This window comes from Fibrobacter sp. (genome assembly GCF_045112255.1).
In the GTDB taxonomy this organism is placed as follows: Bacteria; Fibrobacterota; Fibrobacteria; order Fibrobacterales; family Fibrobacteraceae; genus Fibrobacter.
This window is the reverse complement of the sequence record NZ_JBGUHR010000062.1, coordinates 37935-51298: the sequence shown is the minus strand read 5'-3', so window position 1 is coordinate 51298 and position 13364 is coordinate 37935. Positions and strand designations below refer to the sequence as shown.

Annotated in this window: 20 protein-coding genes and 1 tRNA gene; 14 read left to right on the top strand and 7 right to left on the bottom strand. The window is 51.1% G+C overall.

Annotation, left to right across the window (positions count from 1 at the left end):
* The 14 genes from ACJMM9_RS09535 to ACJMM9_RS09470 all read left to right on the top strand — a co-directional run.
* Positions 1–304: single-stranded DNA-binding protein (locus tag ACJMM9_RS09535; protein ID WP_405326124.1), on the top strand; the 304-nt coding region annotated here is incomplete at its 5' end.
* 35 nt (positions 305–339) lie between these two features.
* Complete coding sequence (locus ACJMM9_RS09530; protein WP_405326122.1) at positions 340–606, top strand: hypothetical protein; 267 nt, start codon at positions 340–342, stop codon at positions 604–606.
* 217 nt (positions 607–823) lie between these two features.
* Positions 824–924: transfer RNA gene (locus tag ACJMM9_RS09525), tRNA-OTHER, on the top strand.
* Positions 925–956: 32 nt separating this feature from the next.
* Positions 957–1358: a DUF6948 domain-containing protein gene (locus tag ACJMM9_RS09520; RefSeq protein WP_405326120.1), complete on the top strand. Its 402-nt coding sequence runs from the start codon at positions 957–959 to the stop codon at positions 1356–1358.
* Positions 1342–1755 carry a hypothetical protein gene (locus ACJMM9_RS09515; protein ID WP_405326118.1) on the top strand — a complete coding sequence of 138 codons (414 nt, stop codon included), beginning with the start codon at positions 1342–1344 and terminating at the stop codon, positions 1753–1755. The genes ACJMM9_RS09520 and ACJMM9_RS09515 overlap by 17 nt, the downstream gene beginning before the upstream one ends.
* Positions 1756–1975: 220 nt before the next feature.
* Positions 1976–2455, top strand: coding sequence for a hypothetical protein (locus ACJMM9_RS09510; protein ID WP_405326116.1), 480 nt, complete (start codon positions 1976–1978; stop codon positions 2453–2455).
* Positions 2456–3694 (top strand): PcfJ domain-containing protein, encoded by a 1239-nt coding sequence (locus tag ACJMM9_RS09505; RefSeq protein ID WP_405326114.1) that lies wholly within the window; start codon positions 2456–2458, stop codon positions 3692–3694. It abuts the gene before it with no gap.
* Positions 3694–3867, top strand: coding sequence for a hypothetical protein (locus ACJMM9_RS09500; protein ID WP_405326112.1), 174 nt, complete (start codon positions 3694–3696; stop codon positions 3865–3867). Before ACJMM9_RS09505 ends, ACJMM9_RS09500 begins: the two co-directional genes overlap by 1 nt.
* A gap of 139 nt (positions 3868–4006) precedes the next feature.
* On the top strand, positions 4007–4186 hold the full coding sequence (locus ACJMM9_RS09495; protein ID WP_405326110.1) for a hypothetical protein: 180 nt from the start codon (positions 4007–4009) through the stop codon (positions 4184–4186).
* A complete protein-coding gene (locus tag ACJMM9_RS09490; protein WP_405326109.1) occupies positions 4183–4329 on the top strand; it encodes a hypothetical protein in 147 nt (48 codons plus the stop codon). The genes ACJMM9_RS09495 and ACJMM9_RS09490 overlap by 4 nt, the downstream gene beginning before the upstream one ends.
* A 388-nt stretch (positions 4330–4717) precedes the next feature.
* Positions 4718–4897 (top strand): hypothetical protein, encoded by a 180-nt coding sequence (locus ACJMM9_RS09485; RefSeq protein ID WP_405326107.1) that lies wholly within the window; start codon positions 4718–4720, stop codon positions 4895–4897.
* A gap of 12 nt (positions 4898–4909) precedes the next feature.
* Positions 4910–5074 (top strand): hypothetical protein, encoded by a 165-nt coding sequence (locus ACJMM9_RS09480; protein WP_405326105.1) that lies wholly within the window; start codon positions 4910–4912, stop codon positions 5072–5074.
* 74 nt (positions 5075–5148) lie between these two features.
* Positions 5149–6129, top strand: coding sequence for a DUF932 domain-containing protein (locus ACJMM9_RS09475; protein ID WP_405326103.1), 981 nt, complete (start codon positions 5149–5151; stop codon positions 6127–6129).
* Positions 6130–6478: 349 nt separating this feature from the next.
* Complete coding sequence (locus ACJMM9_RS09470) at positions 6479–6721, top strand: hypothetical protein (RefSeq protein ID WP_405326101.1); 243 nt, start codon at positions 6479–6481, stop codon at positions 6719–6721.
* Here the strand turns inward: ACJMM9_RS09470 and ACJMM9_RS09465 are convergent.
* Genes ACJMM9_RS09465 through ACJMM9_RS09435 form a run of 7 tightly spaced genes read right to left on the bottom strand, consistent with a single transcriptional unit; the run spans position 6687 to position 13266 of the window.
* Complete coding sequence (locus ACJMM9_RS09465) at positions 6687–8729, bottom strand: minor capsid protein (RefSeq protein WP_405326099.1); 2043 nt, start codon at positions 8727–8729, stop codon at positions 6687–6689. The two genes, ACJMM9_RS09470 and ACJMM9_RS09465, sit on opposite strands and share 35 nt — an antisense overlap.
* Positions 8730–8732: 3 nt before the next feature.
* The gene (locus ACJMM9_RS09460) at positions 8733–10040 is read right to left on the bottom strand and encodes an anti-CBASS protein Acb1 family protein (protein ID WP_405326097.1); all 1308 of its coding nucleotides are present in this window, start codon (positions 10038–10040) and stop codon (positions 8733–8735) included.
* A gap of 21 nt (positions 10041–10061) precedes the next feature.
* A complete protein-coding gene (gene terL / locus ACJMM9_RS09455) occupies positions 10062–11489 on the bottom strand; it encodes a phage terminase large subunit (RefSeq protein WP_405326095.1) in 1428 nt (475 codons plus the stop codon).
* Complete coding sequence (locus ACJMM9_RS09450; RefSeq protein WP_405326093.1) at positions 11479–11919, bottom strand: hypothetical protein; 441 nt, start codon at positions 11917–11919, stop codon at positions 11479–11481. Before ACJMM9_RS09450 ends, terL begins: the two co-directional genes overlap by 11 nt.
* Positions 11920–11934: 15 nt before the next feature.
* Complete coding sequence (locus ACJMM9_RS09445) at positions 11935–12201, bottom strand: hypothetical protein (RefSeq protein ID WP_405326091.1); 267 nt, start codon at positions 12199–12201, stop codon at positions 11935–11937.
* Positions 12202–12204: 3 nt separating this feature from the next.
* Entirely contained in the window at positions 12205–12753 is a 549-nt protein-coding gene (locus ACJMM9_RS09440; RefSeq protein ID WP_405326089.1) for a hypothetical protein, read from the bottom strand.
* The gene (locus ACJMM9_RS09435; RefSeq protein WP_405326087.1) at positions 12754–13266 is read right to left on the bottom strand and encodes a ParB N-terminal domain-containing protein; all 513 of its coding nucleotides are present in this window, start codon (positions 13264–13266) and stop codon (positions 12754–12756) included.
* Between the last annotated feature and the right edge of the window lie 98 nt (positions 13267–13364).

Below are 13364 nucleotides of genomic sequence, written 5' to 3'. Positions count from 1 at the left end.
GACCGACTGGCACAACATCATTGGCTGGGGCAAAATCGCAGATATCGTTGAACAGCTTGGCATTCGCAAAGGCATGAGCCTCTATGTAGAAGGATCCCTCACCAACCGCAGCTGGACCGACCAGACCAGCGGTCAGAAGCGCTATGTTACCGAAATCAACATGGACACGTTCCAGATCCTCACTCCGCGCCAGCAGCAATCTAACGGAAACGGCTACGGACAAGCGTTTGGACAACAGCACCAGTCGTACCAGCAGGGCGCACAGGCTCCGCAGTACGAGGAAGACGTCGATCTGCCTTTTTAACAACAAATTAACATTAACCGATAAGGAATACAACCATGGCAAACGAAAACCCGTTCAATGAACTTTTGAAAACGCTCCACGGCGAAGCAGAAAAAAGAATCAAGACCCCAAGCGAAAGAATCATGATGCTTTCGATGGAACGCGACAAGATTTTCGACAGCATCAAGGACACGGAAAAGGAACTTGAAGTTATCGAAAAGGCAGCACCGGACTACGTGTACATCGAAGAACAGCTCCGCTACATGAAGCTGTATAAGGACACGCTTGGAAAGCGCATCAAGGCGCTCGTGGACAAGACCTAAAAAAGTTTTCCCGGTGCGAGCCTAACTTTTGCCCACCGGGAAGCCGAAGGCGTGACTAGTAACCAAAATCAAAGGAAAACAATCACCATATAACGGATGATCGTTGTTCCTGCGACGTAGGAAACTCTCTGTTGTTGATGCCACGCCCGAAGCACCCCACGTGCGAGTGAAAAGAATTATCACAATTTCCGTAATTTGCCGCTTGCACGTGGACAATGGTTCCTTAGCTCAGTTGGATAGAGCGCTGCTAGAGCGAGTGGTAATGCTAGTAAGACCACAAGATAGCGGATGTCGCGGGTTCGAGTCCCGCAGGAACCGCGAATCACACTCAACTTAAAGGATAAAGTAATATGCCCGAATTCGAAGAAATCAATCTTAACGGCGAAATCTACGTCAAGAAATCGTCTGTCGAAAACGCCGCTCCGTCTTTTGACGAGGACGACGAAAAACACCCCTACTGCATTTTCCGCGGTCACGAATGCGGCGTACACGCCGGTTATCTCGTCGAAAGCAACCTTTACGGAAGCCCTAACGCTGTCAAGGTTGCACAGGCTCGTCGCCTGTGGAGGTGGGATAGCAAGTTTACACTTACAGAACTTGCGAACAACGGACCACGCAAATCAGAAAATTGCAAGTTCTCTGAGCCGTCAAAAAACGAAATTATTTTGCTTGACGTTTTTGAAATTCTGCCCTGCACAAAGGATTCCGCCAAGCGGCTTAAAGAGGTCTATTCTTATGAACCGAACGCTTAAATTCATTAACGGCGACGGCTCCGGCAACGGCTCCGGCGACGGCGACGGCTACAGCAACGGCTACGGCTACGGCGACGGCTCCGGCTACGGCTACGGCTACGGCTACGGCGACGGCTACGGCTCCGGCGACGGCTCCGGCTCCGGCTACGGCGACGGCTACGGCAACGGCGACGGCTACGGCGACGGCTCCGGCTCCGGCTACGGCAACGGCGACGGCTCCGGCTACGGCTACGGCGACGGCTCCGGCTCCGGCTACGGCGACGGCTACGGCGACGGCTCCGGCGACGGCTACGGCAACGGCGACGGCTCCGGCTACGGCGACGGCGACGGCTCCGGCTCCGGCTACGGCAACGGCTCCGGCTACGGCTACGGCGACGGCTACGGCGACGTAAAATAAAATATTATCCCGATGGCGGCATGACACACAAACACAACATTTCATTTATCACATCCAGCCGCCGGAGGGAACAAGTTTGCACGGAACAAAACGATCACCTAACGAAAAAATTCCCGCGTTAGATGAATCTCCAAGAGGGTATTACACACAGTTCCGTGCGAAACTGTCCGTTCCAGCGATAAAGACGGACAGCGTTTATTATAAACCTGGAGAAACGAAAATGAAACCGACCAAAGAACAAGTTGAAGCCTACAAGTCGATGGCGAAACAGTCGCCGCAGACTATGGAAGGAATTATCAAGTCACACCTCGAACAGAATTGCCAGAAGTACGCAGGCAACGAGGACAAGTTCGACAGGTGCATTTCACACTTGCGCGATACAGTTCTCGAAATCCTCGGAGGACGAGATGCTGCAAAGAACAACAGGCTTTCGGGCCAAGTTCCAGCCGAAACTTGCTTCCGTATCTGCATGGACTACTTCAACGACGAAGTTTGGAAGGCCGAAGACGAGGAAGAAGCCAAGAAGAAGGCCGCAAAAACAAGCACAAAGAAACAGAACAGCGTTGTTGCAAAGTGCAGCGTTGACGACGTCACAGACGAATATGACGACAACGACGATACCGTTAGCGAAACGCCTGCCGTACAGCCGAAAAAGAAAGAAGCCGACCAGCTCGACATGTTCGCGGCATTGGGGGTGTAGATGATCAAGGCTACATTTACAGACTATATATCGAAGTACCGCGGAAAGATTGTACGATATGTCGTCGCGACGTGGCCAGCTTCACGAAACAATGACGCAGGGAGCATCACCGTGTTCAGGGAGTTCGAAAATGGCAAAAAACAGGTTCGCAGACTATGTTTCCGTCCAATTGCAGGATACATGATTGACAACAGCGATTCAAGATGGTGGTGTAATGCGATTATGGATTGCAATGCGTTGAGTAACGGCGACAATGTTTACGGGCATGCCTTGAGCGACGAAGAAATCGCGACAATTACGGAAGCGCATCCAAACTTTCGATGGACACTTCAAAAAGCCGGAGATTGCAACTGCGCCAAGGCCATGAAACTTCTCCAGCAGTGGCTTAAGGACCCGGACGTCGAATTACTTGTCGGAGCACATTATGACAGGCTCGCACTGAACAGATCGTTCATACGCTATGGAAAAGATAGGCGCATGGCAATCCTAAAATTCGTCAGGGAAAACGCCGGTTCTGAAAATTGGCCGATAACAAAAATAAAGTTCGTCATGAATGGACATACAGAAAAGGAGTATGGCGAATGGAAATCGTTCAAGGACAATTATGGCAAATCCTTTTCGTACGAGTCCTACAAGTACCTCATATCAAGGAAAATCAAGAAGTGTGACCTCGGGCTGTACCGTGACTATATCGAGATGGCGAAGGAATGCGGTCACAACGTCAAGGACAAGTACTGGTACGCACCAAAGAATTTGAAAAAAGCCCACGACAAGGTCATGGCAGAAGTCGAGCTTGTAAGGGAGGCAAGACGTCAGGAGCAGGCGAGACAAGCAAAGAAAGAAACCGAACTTAAGATGGCCGAATTCCGAAAGGTGGCAAAGAAGTTTAAAGACCTAATCACAAAGTTCCATGGCCTGACTGCATACGTGCCGCAGGACACAGAGACTGTAGACAAGCACGCCAAGGCCCTGCACCAATGTCTTGTATATGCCGACTACATTGGAAAGATGGCAAGGCAAAAATGCCTTCTCGTATTCATCGCGGATTCAAACGGAAAACCCGTAGCGACAGCCGAAATCATGTCAGACGGGAAATTGGGTCAGTTCTATGGAAACGAGCTACACCATAATTACGAAAAGATGAAACCGAGTGCCGACGCGGAAAAAGCGCTGAGCAAGTGGCTAAAGATGTTTGAAGACTCAAAAGTGAAACTCCACCAAAGAAAGGAGGCCGCGTGATGAAGACTTACGTGTGCGACGTCTGCAAGACCAACAGGAGCGACGAGGGAACCGTCTATCACCTAACCGTCGAAAAGATAAGCCCTGATGGCAACAAGTTTACACAGGCAATGGAATCGAGGGACATCTGCGAACCGTGTTTCAAGAAGATGTTCAAGGAGAGGAACGTATGACGAAATTTACATGTACGAAGTGCAAGAATATTGTGACGAATATCGGTAAAATAAACTTTGTCACAGTGGCGAAAGAACGAGGATATGACCATTTCAAACTTTGCAATGAATGTTACAAGAAATTTAAGGAGTCGTTCAAATGAAGTTAGCGTTTACGATCCATTGGTGTGGCGGTGTATCCGTCGGTCTACCGACAACTAAAGATACCTACATCGCGGATATTCCAGACAATATGCTGCCTACCGTTGTTCAAAATCAGCTTGCGGGGAAAAACCACGATACCGTAATGACACTCTCGATAGTAAGTGAGGACAAATGATCGAACTGAAAGCATTTAACTGCGTAGAAAGCGACTTGCAAGAGTTTTGTGAACCGCGCCTTGTGTACCTCAAGTCCGAAGCCGACAAGGTGATTGCGGAGAAAGATGCGGAGATTGCAAGATTAAAAGCATTGGCAAAATAACACTTTTTAAAAGAAAGTTACATAAAAAATGCCCAAAAAACCAAAAACAGGCAATATTCCCCGAAAAAGTTCAAATTGAACGGTTACTTACGTTCACTTAAATTCACTCAAGTTCAACAATGGACGTGCAGATTCGCAAAAACCGAATAAAAAAGTGCATAAAAAAGTGCATACAGAAGAAAATCCCCTAAATCGACAGCATCTAAACAAATGTTTGTAAAATTTTATAAACAAAACGTACTAATTTGTGCGCAAACGGAGTTTTTTTGTGTACCTGCACATAATTTCAACTTTTTTCTAATTAAATCTATTGATTTTTATTTAAAGTTTAGATATATTTATGGTGTTGAAGGGAATCAACCCGGAAACAAAAGAAAGAGGTGAAAAAATGAAAGTCGTAATATTCAACAGGACCACGGGTGAATACCTCACGGAAAAAGGGACATTAATGGTGTTCGTGAAGAACGCCCGCAAGTTCAACTCCTACGACGAGGCTTCCGCTGTGCTCTTCGAAATGTTCGGTGAAGACAGGGGCTATTCAGAAGGAATCCGTATGGAAAAGGTCTAAAGGAGGGGTAAAATGACGCTGGTTCTTGAAAATGACCATGACTTGGATATGGCGCTTGCCGCCATCAAAAACTACCTCCTCTCCCGCACGGATACAATTTCAATCAGGAAGGAAGCCAAAATCGCTTTAAACAGGCTCAGACTCCAGAATGACCTCATCAACGCGGAAAAGGTCTAAAGCGCTCGCCGGGATCCGCGCCCCGGCAGACCTCGATTCAACAAAAACAAAACAATCATCAAGGAGATGAAACCATGAATACCGAAATCCTCGAAAAAGTCAACGCCGCCCTCGACCAGAAGAACCTCAAGTTCACGACCGAAATGGCCGAAACCTTCGCCCTCGTCGATGGCGTTTACGTCCCGACCGGGATGTTCACCCCCGTCCGTTCCGACAAGTCCGGCGCGGAGGCCGTCATCACGGGAAACAGCTTCTCCGACAGGTACAAGCCCGTCCAGAACGAGGACGCGTTCAGCGTCATCGGGGAGATGGCCGACATCGCTGACGTCGAGTTCAAGAACATCGGTTCCTGGGGCAACGGTGCGGGAATCTTCGCGCAGGTCAGCCTCGGCGACAGCATGGATATCGGCAGCACCGGCGACAAGGTTGGCCGCTACCTCTCCGTAGTGAACTCCCACGACGGCTCCAACTCCATGAAGCTGCTCGTCACGCCGTACCGCTTCTTCTGCCAGAACCAAATCTCGAAAGCGATCAACCGTGCCACCCGCGAACACAGCATCATTTCCATCCGTCACGACGCACGCGGACAGGGCCGCCTGAAGGAAATCGCCGCGGCGCTCCGTTACGCGGACGGACTGTTCGCCAGCTCGGAAGTCGCCTACCAGCGCCTCGCCGACCGCCGGATCACTATGGAAGAGGCGAAGGAAGCCATGGCCCGAATGCTCCCCTACCCGAAGGTAAAGGAAAACGAGGAAATCACCGAACGCACAAAGAACCACTGGGAACGCGCCGTCATCCGCGTCGTGCAGACGTTCCAGAGTGCCGACGACGGTCGCCTGGAGGTCATGACCGGCTGGAACCTCTACAACGCGATCCAGGGAGCCCACCAGCACGGCGTGAAGAAGACCGCCGCATACGAACGCTCGCTTATCATGGGCGGAATCGCAAGGCAGGCGGAACAATCGCTCGAAACCGTGCAGGACATCCTTTTCGATGGCGGCATGAGCAAGACACACCACCCGGAATTTGACGAGGTGTTTTCCCGTATCGCTTAAAAATTCCGAAACGCCCGGAAGGGCGTCCGCTTGCTGGTGGCTCCAGCCGCGCTGACGATGGCAAGCCGAAAACAAAAGGGGATGAAAATGACCTACAGAATCTGTCAAGACTGCCTTGAAAAAAGACCTTGGAATTACGGGGCGTTCCGTTGCCAGAACGGTCACCTGGTATGGATCTGCTTTTACTGCGTGAACGAGGAGGATTGAATCCGCGCAGCGCCGCCGGGCTTACTATTTCATCTCCTTTCTCCCTGCGGCGCTGCGATTGTTTTACTTGACGATGTACTGTTTAATGTGTAAATTAAAATGTGGTGCATGTTGTGCGCCACATTTCTTTATGGAAAACATCATGGATATCTTTCAATTAAAACGAAAAATTGATCCTATCGGATTTAGAATAGGTTACGAAGAACCTTCATCCGTAATCACAATGTATGATCAAAAAAGCGGTAAGGCGTACATACTGAAAGAAGGCGTTGATGAAGAAGTATTCTATAAAAAAATAATGACATCAGAGAAAATCAGCGAGGATTTTTTAATGTCATTCTTCAATTCTTTTAACGAGCCCGCAGAGAAAGGAGTCGATTATTGACTTCGTCAGCTCCTAATCTTATATAACCTTTCCACCTGTTATAATTTTCAGGAAGGTACGCTTCCAACAAAGAAACTCCTAATTCACTTTCAGAAAGAGTTCCTATGTGTGTAAAAGATTCCTTTCCTATACTTGCTTCATCCCAATATCCAGGCTTGCTGTGATGATAGCCGATATCAATCTTGTTTTGGCTAACACCGTTTATTATATCAGCAAAAGCGGAAAATTCGTGATCGTCGCCGTCTAAAGTTTTTATAAATCTTGTAGGAATTCCATTCACCGGATGGTCAAGGTATTCCGCCTCTATAAACTTCTTCTTGAAGTATATCTCACGTTTCCTGTTGATTGACCATCCTTTTTCAAATTCAGGATGCGCGGCAATAAACATATCCGCTTCTTGGAACAATGTCTTTGTAAGTTCTTCTACAATCTTTGGGCCAAATTTTTTTGCGACAGAAATATGGCCGCCATAGCCGAGAGAATCCCCAATTGCTTTGTCGAGGGCGTGCCCGTCTTCGTGAAGTAAAGATGAACCTGGACCGCGTTTGTTCAAGAACGCACATCCCGGTCCAATCATTATTTTATTTTCTTTTGGTAGGAATTTAGCGAATTTACCATTCTGGTAAGTCCTTTGGAATTTAGTTCTGACAAGACGGCATGCAACCCTGTAATCTTGCGAACGGTTCTTTAGTCGTTTTTCGACTTCTTCCCTGTAGTTAACTCCCGTTTTTTCTTGTACTCCGACTACCTTTGTAAAATCCCATGCCGTTTTTGGGAGTGCTCTACGCACTTCCCATCGCATCTGGATTTCTTCTCTTCCCGCAACACTCCTTTTAGAATGTCGTTCGTTAGCTTTTTGAAGCAACTTTCTTCGATGTAATTCGTCTTCAGTTCTTTTTTCAGCAGTTGCTTTTTCAGTTTTTAAAATAGCGTTTTCTGTTTCAAGTTCAGCGACAACCTTTTCGGTGGCCTCCCTTGCCGCCTTTTCGCCTGAAAGTTCCTCGTTCGCCGATTTCAGCTCAGCTTTCGTCGTCTCAAGCTCCTTTTCCTTCTCGGCTAGGCGTTCGTTAGCCTTTTCCAGTTCGCGGCTTGCTGGGTCGCTTTCTGTCTTTTCTTCGGAGCCTTCCGGTTCTTCCTCCGGCTGGCGTTCCTTCACTTCGTACTTGCCGTCTATCACCGGATCCCACATGACCATTGTGCAACGGCACTGGAAGTCATCGCCGGGGTGGAGATGCACCATCGTATCGTCGCGCTTGTGCTCGATAGGGTGCATCGGGTCGTCGGGGTTTTCCTCGTACCATACCGTCGGGTCTGTAGCCGAGCATATAAGTCCGTTCATCATGGCGTGGTCCGGGCGGACGCGTTCGTCGAGCGTAGCCATCCACATGTAGTACTTGCAGCCGATTTCCTTGTACGTTTCCAGCGTTACCGACGTGTTCAGCTTAGCCGATTCAGTCCTTGCTATCAGCGAGGCGCGGTTTGCGTACTTGTCCGGGAGTTCCTTCATCACCGCTTTTTCGAGCTGCTTGCCGTTCCAGCCCTCGTTCTTCGCCTGCGTCACGAGACGGGCGATGTCCTTCTTTGCATCCGATTCTGCGGAAACGCAAAGAACCTGGAAGTTGGACTCCCAGTCTTTCAGGAGGCTTTCCTTTGCCGCCTGCGGGTAGTAGGGCTTTCCGACAGTCATTTCCGTCATTTCGGCGATGCTGCTAGAAACTTTCCTCGCGATGGATTCCGCCGCGTAGGATATTTCGGCCTTGAAATTGTCCGAAAGGCCCTCCGGCAGCAGCGCGAGCTCCTCCATCGAGTCAGTCTTGAAAGACTCGCCGAATACGGCGGCTCCGTAAGCCGCGCCTATGTAGTCCTCAAGTTCGTTCCTCAGCGCGTTCTGCAGCCGTCTTTCGGCGGCGTATGGATAGAACTGGCTAGAACTGAAAACGGGATGGCGACCGCGCTTCTTGCCGGTCGCTAGTTCTACGCTTGTCGCGAATCTTACGAGGTCGTTCATTGTCTATTCCCCCCTTCCGAAGTTGGAAGGCTTCGGGAGCTTCCTCCCGTCCTTTACGCTTACTTCCCAACTGTGGCCGTTCTCGAATACTGAAGTCCTAACTTCGTCCGGTCCGAGGACGCCACGGTTCATGTAGCGTTCAAGTGTCTGTGACTGTAGGTCGAGAGCTTCGAGCGTCTGCTTCAAAGTCATCTCGTCGATCGCTCCCCAGCCGATCTCCGAGAAGCCCTTGCTGAAGTTACGGCTGCAGAAGTCGGAAATGAGCCTGCACGTCGGCACGTAGAGGTATTCCTGCCTCCATGAACCGACAGAGCTGCACCATGACTTTATGTCGCCCTCGTTCGTCTGCGCCAGACCTGTAGCGCTCTGCCCGAAAAGTATGCTCATGGGTATGCGCGACTTTGCGGACACGTCCATCTGCTTTTTAGTCCACAGTTCCGCAATGCCGGCGAAGTTGTGGTTGATCATGTCGTAGGAGTCCTTAGGCCCTGCGAACGTGGCTCGCATGGAGTTCATGCAGAGCTTCATCGCGGAGATTATCTTGTGGATGTCCTCTATACCGTTGTCCGGCTTGGAAAGGAGCAGGCTCAGGTTGTTGAGGCGCAAAAGCAGCGTTCCCGTCTCCTGTATCATGTTCACGACGGCACCAGAAATCGACGCGAGGTCCCTCAGGTCCTGTTCTACGAGGCACAGGTCGGACACGCCGAAGTACTGCTCCCTTATCGAGTTCTCGATTATGTCGGGCAGTTCCGAACCCTTGAACACCGTACAGCGTGACGGATGTACATCGACAGTGCCTCCACCGATGCGCTTCACGCGGAAAACGCCGGGTTCCTCGCCGTTGTTGAAATCTTCTTTCTTCAGATCAATTTTCCCTGCCGAGTACACCCTGTACCCATTAACCTTAGCAGACTTCGGTGGCGCGGTAGCGAGCGCCTCCGCATTCCTGTCACTGTCGTATTCCGTGACTACCACGGCACCGCCGGCGAGGCGCATGTACGAGCCAGCCTTCTTTACCGCCTTGAACAGCCCCTTTTCTGCTGCAGACTTGAAGACTTCCCCGTTCTCGTCACCGATGATCTTCGGCTCGTTCATGAGTGCCGCCGTCGGGAAACCGTCAACGATGAACGCGGCTATGCCGTCCTTCACCTTCATCGTCGCAAGGCTCACGAGGTCCGCAGGGGTGTACGGGGCAACAACGGTGTTCGCGCCCTTGTCCATTCCCTTCTTGCCGAGGCCGGTCGCGGCGTTCTCGTAAGCGCCGTCCTCGACCTCGATACCGTCTTTTACAGTCATTTCTGTATTTTCCATTATTCTATCTCCTGTATTGTATTAAACAAAGTCAAGTACGCCTCCGCCGTCGCGTGTAGCGAGCGTGTCGAGAGCCTGCGTCGTCGAGTCTACCTGGTCGTCGTGTTCGGCGTTCGGGAACGCGAGAAGTTCGTCTATGTACCGCTTTACCCACGGGTGTTCCTCGTCCATCGGCGGTAGGAACACGTTTCCAGCCTCGAACAGCGGGGAGACGGAATATGCCCTCGCAGTCTTGCTCCCGCGAGGGTTGTAGGAAACGATACCGGGGATTCTTGAGCCGAGAGCCGATCTGATTGCAGGACCGTTCGCCTTGTCTTCGACCACTTTCTCCAGGGCTTCGGGCCACTTCGATGACATGCGCTGCATGGCGCGTACCTGCGATACGAAGTCCATGCGCGCGGTGTCGTTGTCTAGCAGGTAGAAGTTCGCACCGACCTGCCCCCACACCTGTCCTGAAACATTGTCGCTGTGGTCCGTATCCTTGAATGTGAAGTCCCAGCTCTGTATCACGCGGTCGAACACCTTCGGCATCGTGGTCCAGTGACGGATCCAATTGCGCTTGAAGACGCCTCCGCCTCGCGGTGTCGGGTGCTGCTGGTAAAGCGAGCCCCAGTCATAAGAGCCGATGTTGTTCTTTATGCGGAGTAGCATTTCGAGCGGGTACCTGTCAGGGTGCAGGGCCTCGCCCTTCTTGCGGTGAGGTTCGTCATGTTCCGCTATCGCCGGGTAGTTGATTATCTCCCAGCGGTCGCCGCCTTCCTGCTTCATCGCGTCAAGCAGCCTGCCGACAAGGTCGTTCTCGTGCCATCTCGTGACGGTGACGAGGATGCCGCCGCCCGGAGAAAGGCGGGTGTACGCCGTAGAAGTGTACCAGTCCCACACGGACTCCCTTATTGTCGGCGAATCAGCGCTCTTTCTGTCCTTGAACGGGTCGTCAATACTCAATATGTCAGCGCCCATACCCGTGATACCGCCTTCAACGCCAGCGCTTCGCAGTGATCCTTCGAAACCGGGGATTTCGAAGAATTCCATCGTCTTTATGAAGGACTTCTTGCGTTTCTTGAACTTGACCCTCTCGCTTCGTTCAACGAAACTTGTTTTCGGGAAAATTTCGTGGTAAGTGTCGCTTTCGATTATGTTTTGGACGTTCTTGTTGAAACGCTTTGAAAGGCTTGCCGAATAGCTCGCAGAAATTATCGACGTGTCCGGGTCTACACCGAAGCACCATGCGGGGAAATGGCGACTGACAATCTGGCTTTTCCCGTGGCGCGGCGGCAAGGTGAGAATGAGTCTCGGAGACTTCTTTTCCTTCACCTTTACGAAGAAATCCATGAGCCTGCCGCATATCTCGCGGTGAACCCAGCCAATCCTGTACGAAGGCATTGTCGTCTTGACGAATGCCATCAGGTTCGTGCGAGAAAGTTCCACCATGCCGCTGCTAGTCGCCATATATACCCAGCTTCCTCGCCTCCGCGTCAATCTCGGCGAGGTTCATCGGAGGTTTTTCCTTTTCCAACGGCGCATCGTCTTCGATTGTAGCCATGCGTTCAAGCAACTTGATCTTCGCTATGCGTTCCTTCGCGTAGAGGGAATAACCGGCGACGTCCATCACGAACTTTGCGGCTACGATGTCGCCTGAAAGCGCCTTGCCCGAAAATACCGAAAGTATCCCTTCAAGCAGGGATATCTTGTCGCTTGTGTCTATGCCGATGCCCTTCAGCGCCTTTTTAAGGTTCTGGTTCGGCTTGAACCTCGTGTCGAGTATCGTCCTTGCGAGGCTCTGTATGTTCCCACGGTTACGACGGACCTCGACGGACTTCTTTCCGCCCACTTTCCCCAACTTCGAGAAGTAGTTTTCGCCGTCCTTTTCCATTGTCACTTCCGTACATCCCAGCTACACTTTAGGTTCCTTCCACCACTTGCAGAACTCGTGCCATTCGACTGTCCACCGTCCGTGCGGGGTGGATTGCCTCACCGGCATGCCCCTCGTCCGTTTCCAGGCATAGACGGACTGGATGTGGAATCCGATCTTGTCCGCCAACTGTTTCGGTGTAAGAAAAATCTCGTCGCCTCGCAATGTGACGATTCGGTCTTTCCCGAAACATGATGACGCGGGCTTAGGCTGTTCCTTCTTTACGTATTCGAACAGGTCCGTCTGCATACGCTACCCTCCCTTCCTTATCTCAAACGTTACGGAATTTACCATACGGCCAGTGTCTATCAATGGAGTGCTGCTCCCCTTCGCCGCTACAGTCCTCGGTGACAGCGGTGCGTAATCTCCTTCCCTGATGGCCTTCTGTACGGCATTCTTAGCTCTCTCGCCAAGTTCCTTCAAAACACCGTCAACCGTGATTGAACCTCCGAGATACGAAGGCATTATTCTGCCGAGAACCTTCGGGAACTCGCGTTCCCATATTTCCATAGCGAACTTCATGAAAGGTCGTGCGGGTATTTCCGGGTATTTGTGGCCCGATAGGGTCTCCCCTGCCTGCCTGCCATAATTCAGCGTTGCGGCTATCAAAGCAAGGGACGGCTCCTTGGCTATCGCGTTCGTGCGCCGCCCGGTAATCTCGCGGAAACGCAGGTTGGAACGGGCCGTTTGCAGGGTGTCGTTACCGTCAATCCAGCCGACGACAACAACGGAAGAACTCAAGGCCCGCTTGAGTTCTTCGATTCTTTCCATCACGGGTAGCCGCTCTTCCTGTACCATCATTTACCCATGTACTTGTAAATCAGGTCGCCGTTCTCGTCCTTTCCGACGGGGCGGACAACGCCCTCGAACATCTTGTAGATGTTCTGGCCCGCCTGCGGAATTTGAGGTGCCGAAACCTTCATCGGCAAGAGCGTCGCCGAAGCCGAAGTCGGCGAAATCGAAGGCGTCTCCGAGGCCCTTCAGTTCCTTGTCCAGCTTGAGGTAGTCCCATGTGGGGAATTCCGCGACCTTGTTGTCGGCTAAGCGGAGCGCCTTGGCCTGCTTTTCGTTAAGGTCTGCGGCGATGATACACGGTGCTTCTTCGAGTCCGAGCTTCTTCGCCGCTTCGAGACGGGTATGCCCGGCGATAATCACGTTGTTCTTGTCAACGAGAATCGGGTTCTTGAATCCGAACTTCTTGATGGATGCGGCGACCTTGCTCACTGCGTTCTTGTTGAAACGCGGGTTGTTTTCGTACGGGTGGATTTCTTCAAGCTTGAGATACTTTACGTCTATCTTGCTTTTTGCTGCCATTTTGTTTCTCCAGAAAAGTTGTTTCTGTAAATGTAAGCAATTTAGCAACACAAAACAATAGTTTAGCATTATTAAACCTATTATTTTTACAAAAAAGT

Bases quoted from the DNA above. Each gene is read 5' to 3' on its own strand.
- terL (WP_405326095.1), bottom strand. From the start codon at position 11,489: ATGGCGACTAGCAGCGGCATGGTGGAACTTTCTCGCACGAACCTGATG.
- ACJMM9_RS09445 (WP_405326091.1), bottom strand. From the start codon at position 12,201: ATGCAGACGGACCTGTTCGAATACGTAAAGAAGGAACAGCCTAAGCCC.
- ACJMM9_RS09520 (WP_405326120.1), top strand. From the start codon at position 957: ATGCCCGAATTCGAAGAAATCAATCTTAACGGCGAAATCTACGTCAAG.
- ACJMM9_RS09485 (WP_405326107.1), top strand. From the start codon at position 4,718: ATGAAAGTCGTAATATTCAACAGGACCACGGGTGAATACCTCACGGAA.
- ACJMM9_RS09435 (WP_405326087.1), bottom strand. From the start codon at position 13,266: ATGGCAGCAAAAAGCAAGATAGACGTAAAGTATCTCAAGCTTGAAGAA.
- ACJMM9_RS09440 (WP_405326089.1), bottom strand. From the start codon at position 12,753: ATGATGGTACAGGAAGAGCGGCTACCCGTGATGGAAAGAATCGAAGAA.
- ACJMM9_RS09500 (WP_405326112.1), top strand. From the start codon at position 3,694: ATGAAGACTTACGTGTGCGACGTCTGCAAGACCAACAGGAGCGACGAG.
- ACJMM9_RS09460 (WP_405326097.1), bottom strand. From the start codon at position 10,040: ATGGAAAATACAGAAATGACTGTAAAAGACGGTATCGAGGTCGAGGAC.
- ACJMM9_RS09505 (WP_405326114.1), top strand. From the start codon at position 2,456: ATGATCAAGGCTACATTTACAGACTATATATCGAAGTACCGCGGAAAG.
- ACJMM9_RS09465 (WP_405326099.1), bottom strand. From the start codon at position 8,729: ATGAACGACCTCGTAAGATTCGCGACAAGCGTAGAACTAGCGACCGGC.
- ACJMM9_RS09490 (WP_405326109.1), top strand. From the start codon at position 4,183: ATGATCGAACTGAAAGCATTTAACTGCGTAGAAAGCGACTTGCAAGAG.
- ACJMM9_RS09480 (WP_405326105.1), top strand. From the start codon at position 4,910: ATGACGCTGGTTCTTGAAAATGACCATGACTTGGATATGGCGCTTGCC.
- ACJMM9_RS09495 (WP_405326110.1), top strand. From the start codon at position 4,007: ATGAAGTTAGCGTTTACGATCCATTGGTGTGGCGGTGTATCCGTCGGT.
- ACJMM9_RS09530 (WP_405326122.1), top strand. From the start codon at position 340: ATGGCAAACGAAAACCCGTTCAATGAACTTTTGAAAACGCTCCACGGC.
- ACJMM9_RS09475 (WP_405326103.1), top strand. From the start codon at position 5,149: ATGAATACCGAAATCCTCGAAAAAGTCAACGCCGCCCTCGACCAGAAG.
- ACJMM9_RS09515 (WP_405326118.1), top strand. From the start codon at position 1,342: ATGAACCGAACGCTTAAATTCATTAACGGCGACGGCTCCGGCAACGGC.
- ACJMM9_RS09470 (WP_405326101.1), top strand. From the start codon at position 6,479: ATGGATATCTTTCAATTAAAACGAAAAATTGATCCTATCGGATTTAGA.
- ACJMM9_RS09510 (WP_405326116.1), top strand. From the start codon at position 1,976: ATGAAACCGACCAAAGAACAAGTTGAAGCCTACAAGTCGATGGCGAAA.